Raw genomic sequence first — 18,947 nt, 5'->3', positions numbered from 1 at the left:
GTCACCAGGGCAGCGGACCGGCGGCGTCGAAGTAGCCGCCGGTGGGGCCGTCTGGGGCGACCTGGGCCATCCGCACGATGATCTCGGCGCCCTCCTCGACGGTCTGGATGCCCGTGTTGTGGTTCAGGTCCGTCTTGGTGAAGCCCGGCTCCACGGCGTTGACGCGGATGGCGGGGAACGCCTTCGCGTACTGCACGGTGATCATGTTCACCGCCGCTTTGGAAGCCGGGTAGGCGACCCCCGGGTACGCGTACGTCGGGGTGCCCTCGGTGGCGACCCTGGCGAGCGAGGCCAGGCCGCTGCTGAGGTTCACGATGACGGGGGCGGCCGAGCGCAGCAGCAGGGGCAGGAAGGCGTGCGTGACGCGGACCAGGCCGAAGACGTTCGTCTCGAAGACGGTCCGCACGTCACCGGCCGTCACCTCCGCGGCGCCGATCACGCCGCCGTCCGCCGTCCGTCCCTCGACGCCGGCGTTGTTGATCAGTACGTCCAGCCCGCCGCCCGCCTCGACGGCGCGCACGGCGGCGGCCACGGAGGCGTCGTCGGTGACGTCGAGGACGACCAGCCGCGCGCCGAGCCGGTCGGCGGCCTCCCGGCCGCGCCCGGCGTCGCGGCTGCCGAGGTAGACGGTGTGGCCGGCCTCGACGAGGCGGCGGGCGGTCTCGAAGCCGAGTCCCTTGTTCGCTCCGGTGATCAGTGTCGTGGTCATGTCTCCAGCGTGCGGCGGGGCTCCGGGAGTAGCCATTCGTCCGGTTTTCCTGGGACTGACAGTGCCAGGAACATCCCGGTCAGGCGGGGCAGACTGGGACGTATGAGGGAGTTCGGGCAGGCAGTGCGGCGCTGGCGCGACCGGGTGACGCCGGAGACGGTGGGGCTGGCCGCCGGCGGGCACCGGCGCGCGGCCGGGCTGCGCCGCGAGGAGCTGGCGCTGCTGGCCGGGATCTCCGCCGACTACGTCACCCGGCTCGAACAGGGCCGGGCCACCAACCCGTCACCGCAGGTCGTCGAGGCGCTGGCCCGGGCGCTGCGGCTGTCGGCGGACGAGCGGGCGTACCTGTTCAGGACGGCCGGCCTGGCGCCGCCGTGCCCCGACACCGTGCCCGCGTTCATCCCGCCCAGCGTGCACCGGATGCTGGACAGGCTGTCCGGCACGCCGGTCGGCGTCTACGACGCGGCCTGGACGCTGCTGCTGGCCAACCCCATGTACGCGGCGCTGATGGGCGACCCCTCCGGATGGCGCGGCAACGAGCGCAACGGCGTGTGGCGCAACTTCACCGGGGCGGGCGGCCGGGTCAGGTACACGCCAGAGGAGCGGCGCCGCTTCGAGGCCATGATGGTGGCAGACCTGCGTACGACCGCCGGGCAGTATCCGGCCGACCAGCAGCTCAGGCGGCTGATCGGGGAGCTGCGGGCCAGGAGCGAGCGGTTTGCCGAGCTGTGGGACACGGGGGCCGTCGGGCGGCAGGAGGGCGGGCGGAAGATCATCGATCATCCGCAGGTGGGGCCGCTGACGCTGGACTGCGACCTCCTCAGCGTGGCGGGCAGCAACCTGCGCGTCATGATCTACACGGCCGAGCCCGGCACGGAGGACGCCGAACGGCTAGCCCTGCTCGGCGTGCTCGGCACGCAGTCGATGGTGGGCTAGCCAGCAGAGGGCGGCTCCTACGGCGTACCAGAGCAGGTCGGGCGGGTTGAACGTGCTGCCCAGCACCGGGCGCAGCACCTCCGGGATCTCGCCGAGCTGCAGGAACTCGATCGCCCAGCTCAGCCCGGCCGACACCGCCGCGGCCACCCACGGCCGTACCCTGGGCACGGCGAGCACGAGGAGGGCGTAGATCAGCGCGGTGTAGAGGGCGTCACCGGCGTACTTCGGCACGGGGCCGTCCCAGAGCGCGCGGATGCCGAGGCCGCAGGCGACGATCACGAGGCAGGTTAGGGCGGTCGGCAGGCGGGGCACCAGCTCACGGTAGTGCCAAGGGTGCTGAAAATTTACACCGCTAAAGGAAACGAAGGTGAAACAATTTTCCGCACCTCGTTGACATGCGGACTCCGTATGGTGTGCCTTTCTCTACACAGGAACCCCCCTGCCTGAAGGTGAGGCACTCATGAGGAGATGGTTCGCACGCCTGGCTGCACTGGGCGTCGCGCTATTAGTGGCCGGTCAGGGCACTACGGCCGCCCTTGCCCAAGATCCGGCGGCGGGGAAGAAAGTCTTTCGCGTCGGCGCGACGCAGGCCATGGACTCGATGAACCCCTTCCTCGCGGTCCGCCTGGTCTCGACGTCGATCCACCGCTGGATGTACGGCTACCTGACGGTGCCCGACTCCAAGACGCTGCAGCCCAGCCCCGACCTGGCCGAGTCGTGGACCACGTCCGAGGACGGGCTCACGTGGACGTTCAAGATCCGCGCCGCCAAGTGGTCCGACGGCAAGCCCGTCACGGCCGACGACGCGGCCTGGACGTTCAACAAGATGATGACCGACGAGGCCGCCAAGACCGCCAACGGTCCCGCGGTGGAGAACTTCGAGAGCGTCACCGCCAGCGGCCAGGACCTGACGATCAAGCTGAAGGCGCCGCAGGCGTCCATGCTGGAGAACCCGGTCCCGATCATGCCCAAGCACGCTTGGGAGTCGGTCACGGACATGGCGAACTACGACGCCGAGAAGTACCCGACCGTGAGCAGCGGGCCGTACATCGCGGTCGAGCACAAGAAGGACCAGTACGTCAAGCTGCAGGCCAACCCCAACTACTGGCGGGGCAAGCCCAAGATCGACGAGCTGCAGGTCATCTTCTACGACAACCCGCAGGCCGCGATCGCCGGCCTGAAGAAGGGTGACATCGACCTGCTCGGCCGGATGACCCCGCAGGAGTTCGAGGCCATCCAGAACGACCCGAACATCGAGGCGTGGAACACCCAGGGCCGCCGCGCGGCGTACCTGCAGGTCAACCACGGCGCCACCACCACCGACGACAAGGCGGTCGGCGACGGTCACCCGGCGCTGAAGGACGTCAAGGTGCGCCAGGCGCTGCACTACGCCATCGACAAGCAGAAGCTGGTCGACGAGGTCCAGAACGGCCTGGCCAAGCCCGCCGACGGCTCCATCGTGCCGCCGATGTACAAGGACTTCTTCTGGGAGGCCACGGGCGACACGAAGGTCACCTACGACCCCGCCAAGGCCAACCAGATCCTCGACGACGCGGGCTACAAGAAGGGCGCCGACGGCGTCCGCACGATGCCCGACGGCGACCGCAAGCTGGAGTTCCGCTTCACGATCCACACGGAAACGCCGATCGAGGACAAGCTCGCCGAGTACCTGACCGCCTTCTTCAAGGAGGTCGGCATCACGCTGACCACGGTGAAGCTGGAGTCCAGCAAGTTTACCGAGGAGACCGGCGTCACCGGCAACTTCGACATCGCGATCAGCGGCTGGTCGGTCAACCCCGACCCCGAGGAGGTCATGGCCACCCACCTGTGCAGCCGCAGGCCGGCTCCGGGCGGCGAGGGTGGCGGCACCGAGTCGTTCTTCTGCGACGACACCTTCGAGAAGCTCTACCAGGACCAGCTCAAGGAGCTCGACCGCCCCAAGCGCATCGACCTCCTCAAGCAGATGCAGGAGCGGCTCTACACCCAGGCTCCGATCATCGCGATCTACTACACCAACGACCTGGAGGGTTACCGCAAGGACAAGGTCACCAGCATCACCCCCATCCCTGAGGACAAGGGTCTGCTGTACGGAGGCAGCGGCTACTGGCCGTTCTACACCGTGGACGTCAAGGCCGCGGCGGTCGCCGGCGGCAGCACCGGCGGCGGCTCCAACACCGGCCTCATCGCCGGCATCGTGGGCGCCGTGGTGGTCGTCGGGGCCGCGGCCTTCTTCCTGACCAGGCGGCGCAAGAGCACCGCAGACGAGCGCGAATGACGACACCGCTCGAAGCAGCAGAGCCCGCCGCCGTCCAGGCGGCGGGCCCTGGTGACGAGCGCCCCACCCACCGAGGCGCGCTGCGGTACGCGCTTTCGAAGGCCGGTGGGGCGCTGTTCAGCATCGCCATGGTGCTGGTCGGCACGTTCTTCGTGTTCCGGCTGCTGCCCGGCGACCCCGTGCGCAACCTGGCGCAGGGCCGCAACATGACGCCGACCCAGCTCGACATGGAACGCCGGCGGCTCGGCCTCGACAAGCCGCTGCTCGACCAGTTCATCGACTTCGTGGGTGACACGCTCAGGCTCGACCTCGGCACCTCATACGAGTACAAGCGGCCCGTCCTCGACCTCATCGGCGAGCGGCTCGGCCCGACCCTGCTGCTCGCGGGCACCGGCCTGGTGATCGCGGTCAGCCTCGGCATCTGGCAGGGCACGCGGGCCGGCTGGCGGCACGGCAGCCGCTTCGACCGCCTGTCCACCGGCGCGTCCCTGCTGCTGTGGTCGGTGCCGACGTTCTGGCTCGGCCTGCTGCTCATGATGGTGTTCGGCGTAGGCATCGGGCCGATCCCGGGCATCTTCCCGTTCCGGGGCATCGAGAGCGTGGACGCTCCCGACGGGTTCGCGTACGTGCTGGACGTGGCCTCGCACATGGTGCTGCCGTGCCTCACGCTGGTGGCGGTGGTCTACGCGCAGTACCTGCTCGTCATGCGCTCGTCGCTGATCGAGGAGGTCAGCCAGGACTACGTCACCGTCGCCCGCGCCAAGGGGCTGCGCGACGACGACGTGCGACGCCGCCACGCGGTGCCCAACGCCCTGCTGCCCACGGTGACGCTGGTCTTCATGCGCATCGGGTTCGTGGTCGGCGGCGCGGTCACCGTCGAGACGATCTACACCTGGCCCGGGCTGGGGCAGTTGTTCTACGAGGCGATCAGCGTGCCCGACTTCACGCTCATGCAGGGGACCTTCCTGCTGATCACGGTGGCCGTGATCGTCATGAACACGCTGGCCGACGTGGTCTACCACCTACTCGACCCGAGGGTGAGGTCGGCGTGACCAGTGTCTCCACGGCCCGCAGACGGCTCGCGCTGAGCCGGTTCTGGGCCGAGTACCGCCATCACCGCGGCGGCGTGATCGGCCTGGTCGTGCTCGTCGTCTCCGTGCTGCTGGCGCTGGTGGCGCCGCTGTTCATCAGCGAGGACGTGACCAGCGTCGTCAGGGGCGTCGGCCAGAAGTGGGCGGCGCCGAGCCTGAGCGAGCCGTTCGGCACCGACGAGTCGGGCCGCTCGATCCTGCTGATGGTCTGGTGGGGCTCGCGCACGTCGTTGCTCATCGGCTTCCTCGCGGCGCTGCTCAGCATCGTCATCGGCCTGGTCTTCGGCGTGGCCGCCGGGCACTTCCGCGGCTGGCTGGGCGCCACGCTCATGCGGATCACCGACTGGTTCCTGGTGCTGCCCTCGCTGGTCACGGCCCTGGTGCTGTCGGCCATCCTGGGCGGGAGCACGTTCACGATCATCATGGCCATCGGCATCACCACCTGGCCGTCCACCGCCCGCCTGATCAGGGCGCAGACGCTCGCCGTCGAGGCCAGGCCGTACATCGAGCGCTCCAAGGCGCTCGGCGCCGGGCACTGGCACATCACCACCCGGCACGTGCTGCCGAACGTGGCGCCGCTGCTGCTCGCCAGCACCACGCTGGAGGTCGCCAGCGCCATCGTCACCGAGTCCACGCTGGCCTTCCTCGGCGCCAGCTCCAACAAGACCTCGTGGGGCACCATGCTGCGCGCCTCCTACGACTTCGGCGCCGCCACCCAGGGAGCGTGGTGGTACATCCTCATCCCCGGCCTGGCCATCCTCGTCGTCGTCATGGCGTTCACGCTGGTCGGGCGGGCGCTGGAGGCCGTGCTCAACCCCAGGCTGAGGAGGGCCGCATGAGCCTGCTCGAACTCGACGACGTGTCGGTGACCTACCGCATCGCCTCCGGCGAGGTGCCCGCCGTACGGGGGGTGTCGCTGACCCTGGACTCCGGAGCGGCGCTCGGCGTCGCCGGCGAGTCCGGATCCGGCAAGTCGACGCTGGCCATGGCGCTGCTCCGGCTCCTGCCCAAGGACGCGCGCGTCGGTGGCAGGATCCTGCTCGACGGCGACGACGTGCTGGCCATGAAGTGGGGGCGGCTGCGGGCCGTACGCTGGGCCGAGGCGTCGATCGTCTTCCAGGGCGCCCAGCACGGGCTCAACCCCGTGCGCCGCATCGGCGAGCAGATCGCCGAGCCGCTGCTCGTACACAACCTGGCCAAGCCGGACGCCGCCCGCAAGCGCGTCGCCGAGCTGCTCGAACAGGTCGGCCTGCCCGCCTGGCGGGGCCGCAGCTACCCGCACGAGCTGTCCGGCGGGCAGCGGCAGCGCGTGATGATCGCGATGGCGCTGGCCTGCTCGCCCCGGCTGATCATCGCCGACGAGCCGACCACCGCGCTCGACGTGATGGTGCAGGCGCAGGTGCTCACCCTGATCAAGGAGCTGGTCGCCGAGCAGGGCATCTCGCTCATCATGATCTCGCACGACCTCTCCGTGCTCGCCGACGTGTGCGATCAGCTCGCCGTCATGTACGCGGGCCGCGTGGTCGAGCACGGCCCGTCCGGCGAGGTGTTCCACGAGGCCAGGCACCCCTACAGCCGGGCGCTGGCCGCCGCGTTCCCGACCGTGGGCGACCCGGTCTCGCGGATGGCGCCCAAGGGGCTGGGCGGCGACCCGCCCGACCCCATGCACCTGCCCAGCGGCTGCTCGTTCCACCCGCGCTGCCCGGTGGCTCTGGACGAGTGCCCCTCGCTGGACGTCGAGCTGTGGCCGGCCGGGCCGGGCCGTACGGCGGCCTGCGTGCACGTCAGAGCGACGGAGGAGGTCGGATGACCGAGACGCAGACCACGGCCGAAGAGGTGGCGACCACGCGGCCGACCCTGCTGGAGGCGCGCGACCTGCGCGTCGAGTTCTCCTCCAGAGGCCGCCGCGCCCGCGCCGTGGACGGCGTGAACCTGGCCATCGGCGCAGGCGAGATCGTCGCCCTGGTCGGCGAGTCCGGCTGCGGCAAGACCACGCTCGCCCGCACCCTCCTCGGCCTCGAACGCCCCACCTCGGGCGAGGTCCGCTACGACGGCGACCCGCTGAGCTACACCTCCAAGGCGCTCAAGGCCTACCGCAGGCAGGTGCAGCTCGTCCTCCAGGACCCGACCGGCTCACTCAACCCCAGGCACACCGTGTACGAGGCCGTCGCCGAGGGCCCCCGCATCCACGGACTCCGCGACGAGCAGGACATCGTGGCCACGGCCCTGTCGCACGCCGGGCTGCGGCCGCCCGACCGGTTCTTCCTGCGGTACCCGCACGAGCTGTCGGGCGGTCAGCGGCAGCGCGTGGTGATCGCGGGCGCGCTGGCGCTGAACCCGAAGGTGCTGATCGCCGACGAGCCGGTGGCCTCGCTCGACGCCTCCGTACGCGGTGAGATCCTGGCCCTGCTGCTGCGCCTGCGCGCCGAGCTGGGCCTGTCGGCGCTGGTCGTCACCCACGACCTGGGCCTGGCCTGGAACATCGCCGACCGGGTGGCCGTGATGTACCTGGGGCGGATCGTCGAGTCAGGGCCGGTGGAACAGGTGCTGACCGCGCCTCGGCATCCGTATACGCAGGCGCTGATGTCGGTGCTGCCCGAGTCGCCGGAGCGGGTGGTGCTGACCGGTGAGCCGCCGGACCCGACCAGGATCCCGGGCGGGTGCCGCTTCCACGCCCGCTGCCAGGTGCTCGCCTCCGGCAAGGCCGCCGAGGCGGGGGTGGACGGGCGGTGCCGTACGGAGCTGCTGGACATCCTGCCCGCCGTGCCCGAGGCGCAGGCGGCCTGCTACTACGCGGAGAAGACCGCCCACTGACCCGGTGACCCGCCCCCGCCCGGCCGGCCGCCTCGCCAAGCGTGGCGGTGTGGCCGGGTGTGGCGGTGTGGCCGGGCGGGTCGGTGCTCGCTGGGGTGCTCGCTGGGGTGGTCAGCGGAGGTCGGCGTCGTGGACCAGGATCGCGGCCTGGACCCGGTTGGCCAGGCCCAGCTTGGCCAGCACCCGGCTGACGTGCGCCTTCACCGTGGCCTCCGTCAGGCGCAGCTCGCGGCCGATCTCGGCGTTGGACAGGCCGCGGGCCAGCGCCCTGATCACGTCCCCCTCCCGGCCGGTGAGCCCGTCCAGCTGCCTGCGGGCGGCCTCGGCGCGCGAGGGGGCGCGGTCGGCGTACTGCGCGATCACCCGCTTGGTCACGGACGGCGAGAGCATCGCCTGACCGTCGGCGACCGTGCGCACGGCGGCGGCCAGCTCTCTCGGCGGGGTGTCCTTGAGCAGGAAGCCCACGGCGCCCAGGCGCAGCGCCGTGTGCACGTACTCGTCCACGTCGAAGGTCGTCAGCATGACCACCTTGGGCGCCTGGGGGTCCAGGAGGATGCGGCCGGCGGCGGTCAGGCCGTCCATGACCGGCATCCGCACGTCCATCAGCACCACCTCGGGCCGCAACCGCCCCACCGCCGAGACCGCCTCGGCACCGTCACGCGCCTCGCCGATCACCGAGATGTCGCCCGCCGCCTCCAGGATCATCCGCAGCCCCGACCGTACGAGCGCCTCGTCGTCCACCACGAGCACCCTGATCACGCCGAACTCCCGTCACGCACGGCGAGAGGTCCGCTTCGGTCACCTACGGCGGCGAAATGCCCGCTCTGGTCGTTTACGGCGGCGGAGGGCCCGCTCCGGTCGTTTACGGTGGCGCCGCTCGTGGGAGGCCCGTTCATGCCGGTGTCCCGTCGCCGGCGGCGGGCGGGGAGGGCGCGCCTCAAGCCGGGATCCTGGCGCTGACGAGGAAGCCGCCGCTCTCCTCGGCACTGGTACGCAGCGAGCCGCCGAGCAGCTCCACCCGCTCGCGCAACCCCACCAGGCCCCAGCCCGCACCGGGCAGCTCATCGGGCGGCGCGTGCGGCGCCTGGTTGCGCACCTCCACCTGCAGCTCGCCGTCCCCGAACCGCAGCAGCACGTCCGTGGGCACACCCCCCGCGTGCTTGTGCACGTTGGTGAGCGCCTCCTGGATCACCCGGTACGCCGTCCGCTCCACCGTCTCCTCCACCGGCCGGGGCTCGCCCTCGTCATGCCTGGTCACCGCGATGCCCAGGGCGCGGGACTGGTCGAGCAACCGGTCGAGGTCCCCGAGCGTCGGCTGCGGCCGGTAGCCGGCGTCGAGGTCACCCAGCGCGGGCCGCGGCCGATGATCGGGCTGCGACGGGGAGCGGGCTTCAAGGGCATCGAGGCCGTCAAGGGCATCGAGGGCGTCGAGGGCATCGACGCGGGGCGCGCGCAGCACTCCGAGCACGTCGCGCAGGTTGGTCAGGGCCTCCCGGCCGATCCCGCCGATCAGGGCGGCGGTCTCGGCCGTCTCCTCGTCGGTGGCCCGCACCTCCAGCGCCCCCGCGTGCAGCACGATCAGCGACACCCGGTGGGCCACGACGTCGTGCATCTCCCTGGCGATCCGGGCGCGCTCCTGCGCCCTGGCCTGCTCGGCCCGCATGACCTGCTCGCGTTCGAGTCGCTGCGCGCGCTCCCTGGCGGCCTCCAGCACCTCGGCCCTGGCCCGCGTCCACATCCCCACCGCCAGCGGCAGCCCGATCATGCCCAGCGCCATGAACAGCGCGTTGCCCAGGCTGGCGGTCATCAGCTCCTGCAGCCCGTCGCGGGCCTCGCCGATCACCGCGGAGACGGCGCAGACGACCAGGGAGGCGCCGATGTAGGCGGCGATGCCGCGGCTCCTGTCGAGCGTGCGGCCCGCGAAGTAGGAGGCGACCAGCAGCGGCGGCCACACCACGAGCCAGGCGTAGGTGACGGCGCCGACGGCGGCCAGCGGCCACCAGGACCGCCGCGCGTGCCAGGCCGCCACGCCCGCCACCGCGGCGATCGCGACCTGCACGGGCAGCGGGAGGCCGGACGGCACCCCCATCTGCCCGCTCATCACGAACAGGGACGTCGCGAAGATCCCCGCGCCGAGCAGTACGAACCGCATGGTCACAGCGTAGGGGCGCGGCGGGGAACGGCCTTACGACGAAAGTAGTGGGTGTCGATCGACGATCGGCGAGGACGCTCCCGCCCGCCCTTCCGGCAACGTGGTCGCCATGCGAAGCACCGCTGCCGCGGCAGCCCTGTCGTTCATCGTCCTCTCCGTCATCCCCGCCCAGGCGCACGCGGCCGCGCCTGCCGGAGCCACGGCGGGCCTCACCCTGCCCGGGCCGACCGGCTCGAAGCCCATCGGCACGACCACGCTGCACCTGGTCGACCGGAGCCGCCCCGACCCCTGGAACCCGGAGGCGGACCGGCGGGAGCTGCTGGTGTCGCTCTGGTATCCGGCGAAGAAGGCGGCCGGGCGGCCGGCGCCGTACCTGACCGAGCAGGAGTCGGCGGCGGTGCTCAAGGACTTCCAGGTCGATCCGGACGCCCTCACCAAGGTCAGGACACACGCCCGCCTGGACGCCCCCGCCGCGGGAGGCAGGCGGCCGCTGATCGTCATGTCCCCCGGGTTCAGCTTCCCGCGCGCCACCCTGACCTCGCTGGCCGAGGACTTCGCGAGCAGGGGATACCTGGTCGCGGCCGTGGAGCACACGTACGAGTCGGTCGCCACCACCTTCCCCGACGGCCGCACCACCACCTGCCTGGCCTGCGTGAAGGGGCAGGACAGCGCGAAGGTGGCCGCGAGCAGGGCGAAGGACGTGCGGTTCGTGCTCGACGAGCTGACCGAGGGCGGCTGGGGCAAGAGCTGGGGCAAGCGGATCGACCGGTCGCGGATCGCCATGGTCGGGCACTCGATCGGCGGTTACTCGGCCGCTCGGACGATGCTCGCGGACGGCCGGATCAAGGCCGGGGCGAACCTGGACGGCACGTTCCGGGTGGAAGAGCCGCTCAAGCGGCCGTTCCTGCTGATCGGGGCGACCAAGTCGCACACGCCGGACGGCACCGACGAGTCATGGAAGCAGGCGTGGCCGAACCTGAAGGGCTGGAAGCGCTGGATCACGGTGAAGGGCACCGACCACTCGGCGTTCGTGGACTACGCGGTGCTCAGGCCGCAGCTGGGGCTGCCGGCGCAGGAGCTCGACGGCGCGCGGGCGCTGGAGATCACCCGCGCTCACCTGGCGGGCTTCCTCGACCGGCACCTGCTGGGCAAGCGCACTCCGGTCAAGGACTATCCGGAGGTCACCGCGCATAATCCTTGAGCGTGATCGCGTTCGCGGCGCGGAAGATGGGGCCGGTGATGCGCTCGATCATCAGGTCCCTGCCGGGCAGGCGCGGGAGCAGCCGCATCATCGTGAGCTGGAACCACAGCGCCGCCCGCGACCCGATGACCATGCCCTTGAGGTTGGCGGGCCCCAGCGCCTGGTTGGCCGCCACGAAGGGCCGCAGCTCGCGCTCGTACCCCTCCGTCCCGCCGCCCGTGGCCAGCTCCCCCGCCAGCACGTACGCGCCGACGAGCGCCAGGCTGGTGCCCTGCCCCGAGGCGGGCGAGGCGCAGTACCCCGCGTCGCCCACCAGCACGGCCCGGCCTTTCGACCAGCGGTCCAGGTGGATCTGGGCGACCGAGTCGAAGTAGAAGTCGTCGGCGTCGCGCACCGCCTCCAGCAGCGCGGGCACCTGCCAGCCGGCCCCGTCCATGGCCCGCGCGAGCAGCTTCTTCTGCCCGGCGACGTCGCGGTGGTCGTGGTCCAGCGGCGGCGACGACCACATGAACAGGGCCTTGGCCGCCGTGTCCTGCCGGGTGCTGTAGACGTTCGCGGTCCTGCCGGCGGCGGCGTGCACGGCCTCCTCGCGGTCGAGGCCGAGCGTGTTCGGCACGGTGCAGATGGAGACGTAGTGGCCGAGGTCGCGGGTGAAGTCCCGCTCCGGGCCGAAGACGAGCCGCCGGACGTTGGAGTGGGCGCCGTCGGCCCCGACGACCAGGTCGAACGTGCGGGGCCCTGAGCGCTCGAACGTCACGGTGCCGTCCTCGGCGATGCCGGTGATCGAGTCGCCGAAGACGTACTCGACCTCGTCGCGGGTCAGGTCGTACAGCAGCTCGTTGAGGTCGCCGCGCATGATCTCGGCGTCGTCGCCCGTACGCCCGCCGAACAGGTCGGCGCCCACGGCGGCCAGCGGGCGGCCGGCGGCGTCGTAGTAGGTGGCGACGCGCATGTCCGTGCCCCTGGCGCGGACCGCGTCCAGCAGGCCCATGCGCTCGATCACCGTCAGCGCGGCACCGCGCACGTCCACCTTGTAGCCGCCCGGGCGGATGGCGGGGGCCCGCTCGACCACGGTCACGGTGTAGCCGTGCCGCCGCAGCCAGTACGCCGTCGCCGTGCCCGCGATGCTCGCGCCCGAGATGAGGATGTTCGTCATGAGCGTGACAGTACAGACGTCTCAGACGCTTGTCTAGCACGGGTGTGTTAGCCTCTGGGCATGGGAAACAGGGAAGATCTGCTGGCGGGGGCGAAGCGGTGCCTGATCGAGAAGGGCTACTCGCGCACGACCGCGCGCGACATCGCGACCGCTTCCGGAGTTAGCCTGGCGGGCATCGGATACCACTTCAGGTCGAAGGAAGCGCTGATGAACGAGGCGCTGTTCGTGGTGATGCAGGAGTGGGGCGACGAGCTGGCGGCGACCCTGTCGGCCGACGTGCGGGCGGACGCCACGCCGCTGGAGCGGTTCGAGGCGGCGTGGGACCGGGTGGTGGAGTCGTTCGAGAAGCTGCGTCCGCTGTGGGTGACGCAGTTCGAGCTGCTCGGGCAGATCGACCACGCCGCGCCGGAGCTGCGGGAGCAGCTCGCCCGGGCCATCGGGGAGGCGCGGCTGGGGCTCGCCGAGCTGTTCGAGGGGATCACGCTGGGCACCGATCCCGAACGCGAGCGGCTCACGGGCACGGTCTACCAGGCCATGCTGACCGGGTTCCTGTCGCAGTGGCTGCTCGACCCGGACAGCGCGCTGTCGGGCCGCGAGGTGGTCGCGGCCCTGCGCATGATCGTGGACTGACCGCGCTGACCGAGGCTGGAGGGCGCTGATCGGGGCCAGAAGGCGCTGATCTAGGCCGGAAGGCGCTGATCGAGGTCAGAAGGCGCTGATCGTGGCCGGGGCCCGCTCGGCCCTGCTCAGCGTGCGGATGACCGCCGTGGGCCCGTGGCGGTGCACGGCCAGCCGGGCCAGCAGCTCCACCACCGGATCGATCACCGAGGTGGGCAGCTCGGGAGTCTCCACCCCCACGCTGGCCGCCAGGTCGTCGGAATGCACGACCAGCTCCACGAGCCGGGTGAGCAGGAAGTCGTCCAGCCGCAGCGACCAGCCGGACCACGGCAGGTGTACGACCCGGTCGGCCGGCTCGCCGGCCAGCGCGGCGCTCTGCATCTCGTACAGCGCCTGCGCCCGCTCGACCAGCACCGCGGGGCCGGCCGCCGCGGCCGCCTCGCCGCCGCGCCGGACGCTGAGGTTGCTCTCGTGGTCGAGCCCCGCCTGCACCCACGGCGAGCGCGAGTAGTGCTCGATGAGCGTGACGGGCTCCCCGGCCAGCCCGTTGGGCACCAGCACGTCGCCGACCCTGACGAGCTGGTGTGCCAGATGCCCGGCCAGCCCCGCGACGCTGAACTCCATCAGCGCGCTCGGCTTGTCCCACGATGCCGCCACGGCCGGATCGCGCAGGAGCGACACCGCCGACGCCGCGGCTGCCAGATAGGACTGCCTGCTCTCCCCCATTTGCCGCCCTTCCCAGGTTTCAGGTGGTGATTGGCGCTAACACTACGCACGTAACAAACCACCGGCGCATCGCCATTCTTCCTGGTGAGATGGGATTCATCTCAGGCCAGCGCCCGCCTGATCGCCGACCTGACGAACGCCCGGGCCAGGCGCCCCCGCCTGAACCGGCTCAGCACCGGCGCCGGCGTGCCGTAGCGGCGGGCGCGGATGTCGGCGACCACCGGCTCCGGCGCTCCCAGCTCGGCGAGCACGTCCAGCGCCTCCAGCTTGCTGATCAGTCGCCCGTCCCGCAACGTGACGGTGGCCCTGGCCACCGTCACCATGCCCAGGTCGACCCAGACGTCTTGTAGCCAGCGCCGCCGTTCCTGCGCCTTGACCAGCCAGAAGTCCCGCAGGTCCGTACGGACGTAGCGGGTCAGCTCGTCGTCCGACACCGGCGGCAGCAGGCCGGCGGGCGGCGGGCCGTACAGCACCCTGGCGCCGGCGTGCAGCTCGCGCCGGGTGACCGCGCTGACCGGCCGACGGAAGATCTGGCTGTGCGCCCACGTGATGTGCTCGGCCGCGTGGTCGTCCAGCTCCTGCCTGGACATGTACGAGCAGTGCAGCCGCTCCGCCAGCGGCAGGCGGAGCCTGCGGTGCACGGCCTTGATCCGCCGCCAGTCGCCCATCGTGGCCGGCGAGTCGAGCACCGCGATCAGGTCGAGGTCACTGCGTCCCTCTTGGTAGTCGCCCGCCGCGAGCGAGCCGTGCGCCCAGAGCGCGACCAGGGGGACGGCCGGCTCGATGCTCTCGAGAAAATGCCGTAGCAGTCGTTCGGTGGCTGCGTGCATGATGGCAACTATGATCGATACACGGCTGACAGGAAAGGTTGCGCTGATCACAGGTGCCAATCACGGCATCGGTGCGGCGACGGCGACCGCGCTGGCGGCCGAGGGGGCGGCCGTGTTCCTGACGTACAAACGGCTCGCGCCCCTGAATGAACCCGCCTATCCGGACACCTACGACCGGGTCAGGGCGGGCACCGCCGACGACGTCGTCCAGCGTATCCGCGAGGCGGGCGGCACCGCGCAGGCCGCCGAGGCCGACCTGTCCGACCCCGAGACTCCGGAACGGCTGTTCGACCTGGCCGAGAAGGCGTTCGGGCCGGTGGAGATCCTGGTCAACAACGCCAGCGGCTGGCTCAGCGACACCTTCACGCCCACCGAGCGCGACGCCTTCGGCCGCCCGCTGCGGATCGTGGACGTGCAGACGCACGACAGGCAGTTCGCCGTGGACGCGCGGGCGCCCGCGCTGCTGATCTCCGAGTTCGCCCGGCGGCACGTGGCTCGCGGCGCGACCTGGGGCCGCATCATCGGCCTGACCTCCGGCGGATCCGACGGCTTCCCGACGGAGGTCTCGTACGGCGCGGCGAAGGCGGCCCAGGAGAACTACACCATGTCGGCCGCCCACGAGCTGGGCCGCTACGGCATCACGGCCAACATGGTCTACCCGCCCGTCACCGACACCGGCTGGATCAACGACGAGGTGGCCAGGGCGGTCGCCGGGAGCGCGGTGCTCAAGGAGATCGCGCAGCCGGAGGACGTGGCCGAGGTGATCACGTTCCTGGCCTCGCACCAGGGGCGGCGGGTGACGGGGCAGACTCTCAGGATGTACTGAACAGGGCGCTCACCGACTCGCCGTAGTGGATCCGCCGCATGGCCTCGGACAGCGCGGACGCGATCGACAGCACGGTGAGCTTGTCGCCGGGCTTGGCCGGTGGCGGGACGGTGTTGGTGCAGACGATCTCCTGGACCTCGGGGAACGCGCTGAGCCGCTCGATGGCGCCGCCGGAGAACAGGCCGTGCGTGCACGCCACCCGTACGGACCGCACGTCGCGCTCGCGCAGCCGGTCGAGCAGCTCGATGACGGTGCTGCCCTTGGCGATCTCGTCGTCCAGGATGATGACGTCCTTGCCCGCCACCTCGCCGATCACCGAGCTGATCACGACGCGGTCGTCGCTGAAGCGCTGCTTGGCGCCCATCGCGACCCCGGTGCCGAGCAGGCGGGCGAAGTGGGCGGCCTCCTTGGCGTTGCCGAGGTCGGGGGAGACGACGACCGTGTTGGACAGGTCGTACTGGCGGAAGTACGCGGCCAGCTCGCGCAGCGCGTGCAGGTGGTCGACGGGGACGCTGAAGAAGCCGTGCACCTGCGGCGAGTGCAGCGTCATCGCCAGCACCCTGCTGGCGCCCGCGGCCACCAGCAGGTCGGCGACCAGGCGCGCGCCGATCGAGATGCGCGGAGCGTCCTTCTTGTCACTTCTGGCGTAGGCGTAGTGAGGCATCACCACGGTGGTCCTGGCGGCGGAGGCGCCGCGGGCGGCGTCGAGCATGAGCAGCAGCTCGACGAGGTGCTCCTGCACGGGCGGCACGAGCGGCTGGATGAGGAACACGTCGCGCTCGCGACAGTTGGCCTGGAGCTGCACTTCGAGCACGTCGTTGGCGAAGCGGTTGATCTGAACGGGGTGCAGAGGTGTGCCCAGGTGGGCGCAGATCTCCTCGGCCAGGTCGGGGTGGGCGCTGCCAGAAAAAACCGTGATGTCTCGCACGATTCCCACATGGTAGCCAGAGGTGCCGACGTTCCACGAGACCCGCCCCTGGTCCAGCGCGCCTCAGGCGTTTCAGGCGGCCAGTCCAGGCGGCCAGTCCAGGCGCCCAGTTCAGACGACCAGTTCAGACGACCAGTTCGGACGTCAGCGCGTCCAGGCCGGGCAGGACGCGCCAGGCCAGGGCGAGCGCGTCGGGCGCGGGCGGGTAGCGGGGGTGCGGCACGGCGATCACCCGCATCCCGGCCGCGTACGCGGACCGCAGCCCGTTGCTGGAGTCCTCGACCGCCACGCAGCCATGCGGGTCCACCCCGATCCGTCGGGCCGCCTCCAGGTACCCGTCGGGCGCCGGCTTGCCGCGCGGCACCTCCTCGGTGGAGACGGTGGCCGCGAAGCACTCCTCCAGACCGGCCGCGTCCAGCACCACGTCGATGAGCCGGCGCGGGGACGAGCTGGCCAGCCCCAGCGTGACCCGCCCCGCCACCCGCCGCACCACCTCGACGGCCCCGGGCATCAGCGGCACCTCGTCCCGGTAACGCCCGGCCATCTGCTCGACGACCCCGCGGGCGATCTCGTCCGGCGGCAGCCCGACGCCGAGCTCGTGCAGGTACGCGGCCCACTCGCCGGTGCTCATGCCCATCAGCCTGGACTGCGTGTCCGGCTGCCAGGTGCCGCCGTGCTCGGCGACGAACGCCCGGCGCACCTCCTCCCAGACCGGCTCGCTGTACACCAGCACGCCATCGAGGTCGAACACGCACGCTTCCATTGGCTCCCCCTGGACGATCAGCTCAGGACCAAGCCAACCACATGGACTTGTCGGAGATTCATCCTATTTAGGGCCTTTATTGAGCTATTTGCCGGGAAAGGGGGGCATGCGGCTGAGCATGGCAGACCTTCCCTTCCACGACAGGGCCGACTTCGAGGACGCCGACCGCGGTTTCCTCGCCAAACTGAGCCCCGCGGTGATCAGAACGGTCGACGGCAGGGTCGTCTGGGACAACGACACCTACGACTTCCTCCAGGAGGACTGCCCCGACACCGCCCATCCCAGCCTCTGGAGGCAGAGCCAGCTCTGCTCCAAACAGGGCCTGTACGAGGTCACGGACGGCGTCTACCAGGTCCGGGGCCTGGACCTGTCGAACATGAGCCTGATCGAGGGCGAGCGCGGCGTCATCGTCGTCGATCCGCTCATCTCCACCGAGTGCGCCGCCGCCGCGCTCAAGCTGTACCGCGCCCACCGCGGCGACCGCCCCGTCACCGGCGTGATCTACACCCACGCCCACGCCGACCACTTCGGCGGCGTACGCGGCGTCACCGGCGGCGGCGTGCCGATCCTGGCCCCCGCCGGCTTCATGCGGCACGCGGCGGCCGAGAACTTCTACGCCGGCCCCGCCATGACCCGCCGCGCCGTCTACATGTACGGCCGCGCCCTGCCCCGCTCCCCGCGCGGCCAGATCGGGGCCGGGCTCGGCATGACCGCCTCGACGGGCACCATGTCGCTCATCCCGCCCACGGACGAGATCGCCCGCACGGGCCAGGAGGAGACGGTCGACGGGGTCAGGATGGTCTTCCAGCTCACCCCCGGCGCCGAGGCCCTGGCCGCGATGAACTTCCTGCTCGTCGACCGCCGCGCCCTCTGCATGGCCGAGAACGCCACCCACAACCAGCACACGCTCCTGCCGCTGCGCGGCGCCGCCGTCCGTGACGTGCGGGCCTGGGCCAGGTACCTGACCGAGGCCATCACCCTGTTCGCCGGCCGCGCCGACGTCGCGTTCGCCTCGCACCACTGGCCCACCTGGGGCGCCGAGCGCGTGGAGCGCTTCCTCAGCCAGCAGCGCGACCTGTACTCCTACCTGCACGACCAGACCCTGCGCCTGCTCAACAAGGGCCTGACCGCGGCTGAGATCGCCGAGACCGTGCAGCTCCCGCCCGAGCTGGAGCAGGCCTGGCACACGCACGGCTACTCCGGCTCGCTCGTGCACAACGTCAAGGCCGTCTACCAGCGCTACCTGGGCTGGTTCGACGGCAACCCGGCGCATCTGTGGGAGCACCCGCCGCGGGAGAGCGCGATCCGGTACGTCGAGTGTCTGGGCGGCGGGGCGGCCGTGGTCGCGTTCGCCAGGCGCTACATCGACGAGAACGACCTGCGCTTCGCCGCCCAGCTGCTCAACCACGCGGTCTTCGCCGACGAGGGCAACAAGGAGGCCCGCGACCTGCTGGCCGAGGTCTACACCCGGCTCGGCCACGGCGCCGAGAACGCCACCTGGCGCAACTGCTACCTGATGGGCGCGCTGGAGCTGGCCGACGGCATCGTGCCCGCCGCCATGGACAGCGCCTCGCCCGACTTCTTCGCCGCCCTGACCGTGGAGCAGATCTTCGACTCCATCGCCGTCCGCGTGGACGGGCCGCGGGCCTGGCACGAGCGGCTGTCCATCGACTGGCACCTGACCGACCTGGGGGAGCGCTACCGTACGACGCTGTCGAACGGCGCCTTCATCCAGCAGCCCGCCCCGCGCGACGGCGCCGCGGACCTCACGCTGCGGCTGACCAAGGCGCAGCTCGTCGGCCTGCTGACGGGCAAGGGCGTGGAGGGCGTGCGGCGCGAGGGGGACACGACGGTGCTGCAGCGGCTGGTGTCGGTGCTCGACCGCCCGGTGCCGGACTTCGCCATCGTGACGGCCTGACCCC

The 18,947-nt window shown here is 71.3% G+C and carries 19 protein-coding genes; 10 read left to right on the top strand and 9 right to left on the bottom strand.

What is annotated here, in order from left to right:
* Position 1: 1 nt before the first annotated feature.
* Positions 2-709, bottom strand: a complete 708-nt coding sequence (locus HD593_RS53715; RefSeq protein ID WP_185110544.1) for an SDR family NAD(P)-dependent oxidoreductase — start codon at positions 707-709, stop codon at positions 2-4.
* Positions 710-811: 102 nt separating this feature from the next.
* On the opposite strand from HD593_RS53715, the gene HD593_RS53710 reads away from it, so the two are divergent.
* Entirely contained in the window at positions 812-1,645 is an 834-nt protein-coding gene (locus HD593_RS53710) for a helix-turn-helix transcriptional regulator (RefSeq protein ID WP_185110543.1), read from the top strand.
* On the opposite strand, the gene HD593_RS53705 is transcribed toward HD593_RS53710, so the two are convergent.
* Positions 1,601-1,957 carry a ribosomal maturation YjgA family protein gene (locus HD593_RS53705; RefSeq protein ID WP_221525405.1) on the bottom strand — a complete coding sequence of 119 codons (357 nt, stop codon included), beginning with the start codon at positions 1,955-1,957 and terminating at the stop codon, positions 1,601-1,603. The genes HD593_RS53710 and HD593_RS53705 overlap by 45 nt on opposite strands.
* A 289-nt stretch (positions 1,958-2,246) precedes the next feature.
* On the opposite strand from HD593_RS53705, the gene HD593_RS53700 reads away from it, so the two are divergent.
* Genes HD593_RS53700 through HD593_RS53680 form a run of 5 tightly spaced genes read left to right on the top strand, consistent with a single transcriptional unit; the run spans position 2,247 to position 7,825 of the window.
* Positions 2,247-3,920 carry an ABC transporter substrate-binding protein gene (locus HD593_RS53700; protein ID WP_246547234.1) on the top strand — a complete coding sequence of 558 codons (1,674 nt, stop codon included), beginning with the start codon at positions 2,247-2,249 and terminating at the stop codon, positions 3,918-3,920.
* On the top strand, positions 3,917-4,972 hold the full coding sequence (locus HD593_RS53695) for an ABC transporter permease (protein WP_185110541.1): 1,056 nt from the start codon (positions 3,917-3,919) through the stop codon (positions 4,970-4,972). Before HD593_RS53700 ends, HD593_RS53695 begins: the two co-directional genes overlap by 4 nt.
* Positions 4,969-5,850: an ABC transporter permease gene (locus tag HD593_RS53690; protein ID WP_185110540.1), complete on the top strand. Its 882-nt coding sequence runs from the start codon at positions 4,969-4,971 to the stop codon at positions 5,848-5,850. Before HD593_RS53695 ends, HD593_RS53690 begins: the two co-directional genes overlap by 4 nt.
* Complete coding sequence (locus tag HD593_RS53685) at positions 5,847-6,821, top strand: ABC transporter ATP-binding protein (RefSeq protein WP_185110539.1); 975 nt, start codon at positions 5,847-5,849, stop codon at positions 6,819-6,821. Before HD593_RS53690 ends, HD593_RS53685 begins: the two co-directional genes overlap by 4 nt.
* On the top strand, positions 6,818-7,825 hold the full coding sequence (locus HD593_RS53680) for an ABC transporter ATP-binding protein (RefSeq protein WP_185110538.1): 1,008 nt from the start codon (positions 6,818-6,820) through the stop codon (positions 7,823-7,825). Before HD593_RS53685 ends, HD593_RS53680 begins: the two co-directional genes overlap by 4 nt.
* A 111-nt stretch (positions 7,826-7,936) precedes the next feature.
* On the opposite strand, the gene HD593_RS53675 is transcribed toward HD593_RS53680, so the two are convergent.
* Together HD593_RS53675 and HD593_RS53670 are read right to left on the bottom strand one after the other, a co-directional pair.
* Complete coding sequence (locus HD593_RS53675) at positions 7,937-8,584, bottom strand: response regulator (protein WP_185110537.1); 648 nt, start codon at positions 8,582-8,584, stop codon at positions 7,937-7,939.
* A 178-nt stretch (positions 8,585-8,762) separates the two neighbouring features.
* A complete protein-coding gene (locus HD593_RS53670; RefSeq protein WP_185110536.1) occupies positions 8,763-9,977 on the bottom strand; it encodes a sensor histidine kinase in 1,215 nt (404 codons plus the stop codon).
* 109 nt (positions 9,978-10,086) lie between these two features.
* On the opposite strand from HD593_RS53670, the gene HD593_RS53665 reads away from it, so the two are divergent.
* Positions 10,087-11,178 (top strand): alpha/beta hydrolase family protein, encoded by a 1,092-nt coding sequence (locus HD593_RS53665; RefSeq protein WP_185110535.1) that lies wholly within the window; start codon positions 10,087-10,089, stop codon positions 11,176-11,178.
* Here the strand turns inward: HD593_RS53665 and HD593_RS53660 are convergent.
* Positions 11,159-12,334: an FAD-dependent monooxygenase gene (locus tag HD593_RS53660; RefSeq protein WP_185110534.1), complete on the bottom strand. Its 1,176-nt coding sequence runs from the start codon at positions 12,332-12,334 to the stop codon at positions 11,159-11,161. The genes HD593_RS53665 and HD593_RS53660 overlap by 20 nt on opposite strands.
* 60 nt (positions 12,335-12,394) lie before the next feature.
* On the opposite strand from HD593_RS53660, the gene HD593_RS53655 reads away from it, so the two are divergent.
* Positions 12,395-12,964, top strand: coding sequence for a TetR/AcrR family transcriptional regulator (locus HD593_RS53655; RefSeq protein ID WP_185110533.1), 570 nt, complete (start codon positions 12,395-12,397; stop codon positions 12,962-12,964).
* A 75-nt stretch (positions 12,965-13,039) separates the two neighbouring features.
* Here HD593_RS53655 and HD593_RS53650 read toward each other — a convergent pair whose 3' ends face one another.
* Together HD593_RS53650 and HD593_RS53645 are read right to left on the bottom strand one after the other, a co-directional pair.
* A complete protein-coding gene (locus tag HD593_RS53650; protein ID WP_185110532.1) occupies positions 13,040-13,678 on the bottom strand; it encodes a maleylpyruvate isomerase N-terminal domain-containing protein in 639 nt (212 codons plus the stop codon).
* 101 nt (positions 13,679-13,779) lie between these two features.
* Complete coding sequence (locus tag HD593_RS53645; RefSeq protein ID WP_185110531.1) at positions 13,780-14,508, bottom strand: nucleotidyltransferase domain-containing protein; 729 nt, start codon at positions 14,506-14,508, stop codon at positions 13,780-13,782.
* 10 nt (positions 14,509-14,518) lie between these two features.
* On the opposite strand from HD593_RS53645, the gene HD593_RS53640 reads away from it, so the two are divergent.
* Entirely contained in the window at positions 14,519-15,334 is an 816-nt protein-coding gene (locus HD593_RS53640; protein ID WP_185110530.1) for an SDR family NAD(P)-dependent oxidoreductase, read from the top strand.
* Here the strand turns inward: HD593_RS53640 and HD593_RS53635 are convergent.
* Together HD593_RS53635 and HD593_RS53630 are read right to left on the bottom strand one after the other, a co-directional pair.
* A complete protein-coding gene (locus HD593_RS53635) occupies positions 15,321-16,262 on the bottom strand; it encodes a ribose-phosphate diphosphokinase (RefSeq protein WP_185110529.1) in 942 nt (313 codons plus the stop codon). The genes HD593_RS53640 and HD593_RS53635 overlap by 14 nt on opposite strands.
* A gap of 124 nt (positions 16,263-16,386) precedes the next feature.
* Positions 16,387-17,013: an HAD family hydrolase gene (locus HD593_RS53630; RefSeq protein ID WP_312904375.1), complete on the bottom strand. Its 627-nt coding sequence runs from the start codon at positions 17,011-17,013 to the stop codon at positions 16,387-16,389.
* A gap of 130 nt (positions 17,014-17,143) precedes the next feature.
* On the opposite strand from HD593_RS53630, the gene HD593_RS53625 reads away from it, so the two are divergent.
* On the top strand, positions 17,144-18,943 hold the full coding sequence (locus HD593_RS53625; protein WP_185110527.1) for an alkyl/aryl-sulfatase: 1,800 nt from the start codon (positions 17,144-17,146) through the stop codon (positions 18,941-18,943).
* The last annotated feature ends 4 nt before the right edge of the window (positions 18,944-18,947 follow it).

Origin of the sequence: Nonomuraea rubra (assembly GCF_014207985.1) — a bacterium.
In the GTDB taxonomy this organism is placed as follows: Bacteria; Actinomycetota; Actinomycetes; order Streptosporangiales; family Streptosporangiaceae; genus Nonomuraea; species Nonomuraea rubra.
This window is presented reverse-complemented; position numbering and strand designations above follow the sequence as displayed.

Excerpts from the sequence above, each read along its gene's own strand:
- HD593_RS53695 (WP_185110541.1), top strand. The coding sequence starts at position 3,917 with ATGACGACACCGCTCGAAGCAGCAGAGCCCGCCGCCGTCCAGGCGGCG.
- HD593_RS53700 (WP_246547234.1), top strand. The coding sequence starts at position 2,247 with ATGAACCCCTTCCTCGCGGTCCGCCTGGTCTCGACGTCGATCCACCGC.
- HD593_RS53640 (WP_185110530.1), top strand. The coding sequence starts at position 14,519 with ATGATCGATACACGGCTGACAGGAAAGGTTGCGCTGATCACAGGTGCC.
- HD593_RS53645 (WP_185110531.1), bottom strand. The coding sequence starts at position 14,508 with ATGCACGCAGCCACCGAACGACTGCTACGGCATTTTCTCGAGAGCATC.
- HD593_RS53685 (WP_185110539.1), top strand. The coding sequence starts at position 5,847 with ATGAGCCTGCTCGAACTCGACGACGTGTCGGTGACCTACCGCATCGCC.
- HD593_RS53665 (WP_185110535.1), top strand. The coding sequence starts at position 10,087 with ATGCGAAGCACCGCTGCCGCGGCAGCCCTGTCGTTCATCGTCCTCTCC.
- HD593_RS53710 (WP_185110543.1), top strand. The coding sequence starts at position 812 with ATGAGGGAGTTCGGGCAGGCAGTGCGGCGCTGGCGCGACCGGGTGACG.
- HD593_RS53680 (WP_185110538.1), top strand. The coding sequence starts at position 6,818 with ATGACCGAGACGCAGACCACGGCCGAAGAGGTGGCGACCACGCGGCCG.
- HD593_RS53625 (WP_185110527.1), top strand. The coding sequence starts at position 17,144 with ATGGCAGACCTTCCCTTCCACGACAGGGCCGACTTCGAGGACGCCGAC.
- HD593_RS53660 (WP_185110534.1), bottom strand. The coding sequence starts at position 12,334 with ATGACGAACATCCTCATCTCGGGCGCGAGCATCGCGGGCACGGCGACG.
- HD593_RS53655 (WP_185110533.1), top strand. The coding sequence starts at position 12,395 with ATGGGAAACAGGGAAGATCTGCTGGCGGGGGCGAAGCGGTGCCTGATC.
- HD593_RS53715 (WP_185110544.1), bottom strand. The coding sequence starts at position 709 with ATGACCACGACACTGATCACCGGAGCGAACAAGGGACTCGGCTTCGAG.
- HD593_RS53650 (WP_185110532.1), bottom strand. The coding sequence starts at position 13,678 with ATGGGGGAGAGCAGGCAGTCCTATCTGGCAGCCGCGGCGTCGGCGGTG.
- HD593_RS53670 (WP_185110536.1), bottom strand. The coding sequence starts at position 9,977 with ATGCGGTTCGTACTGCTCGGCGCGGGGATCTTCGCGACGTCCCTGTTC.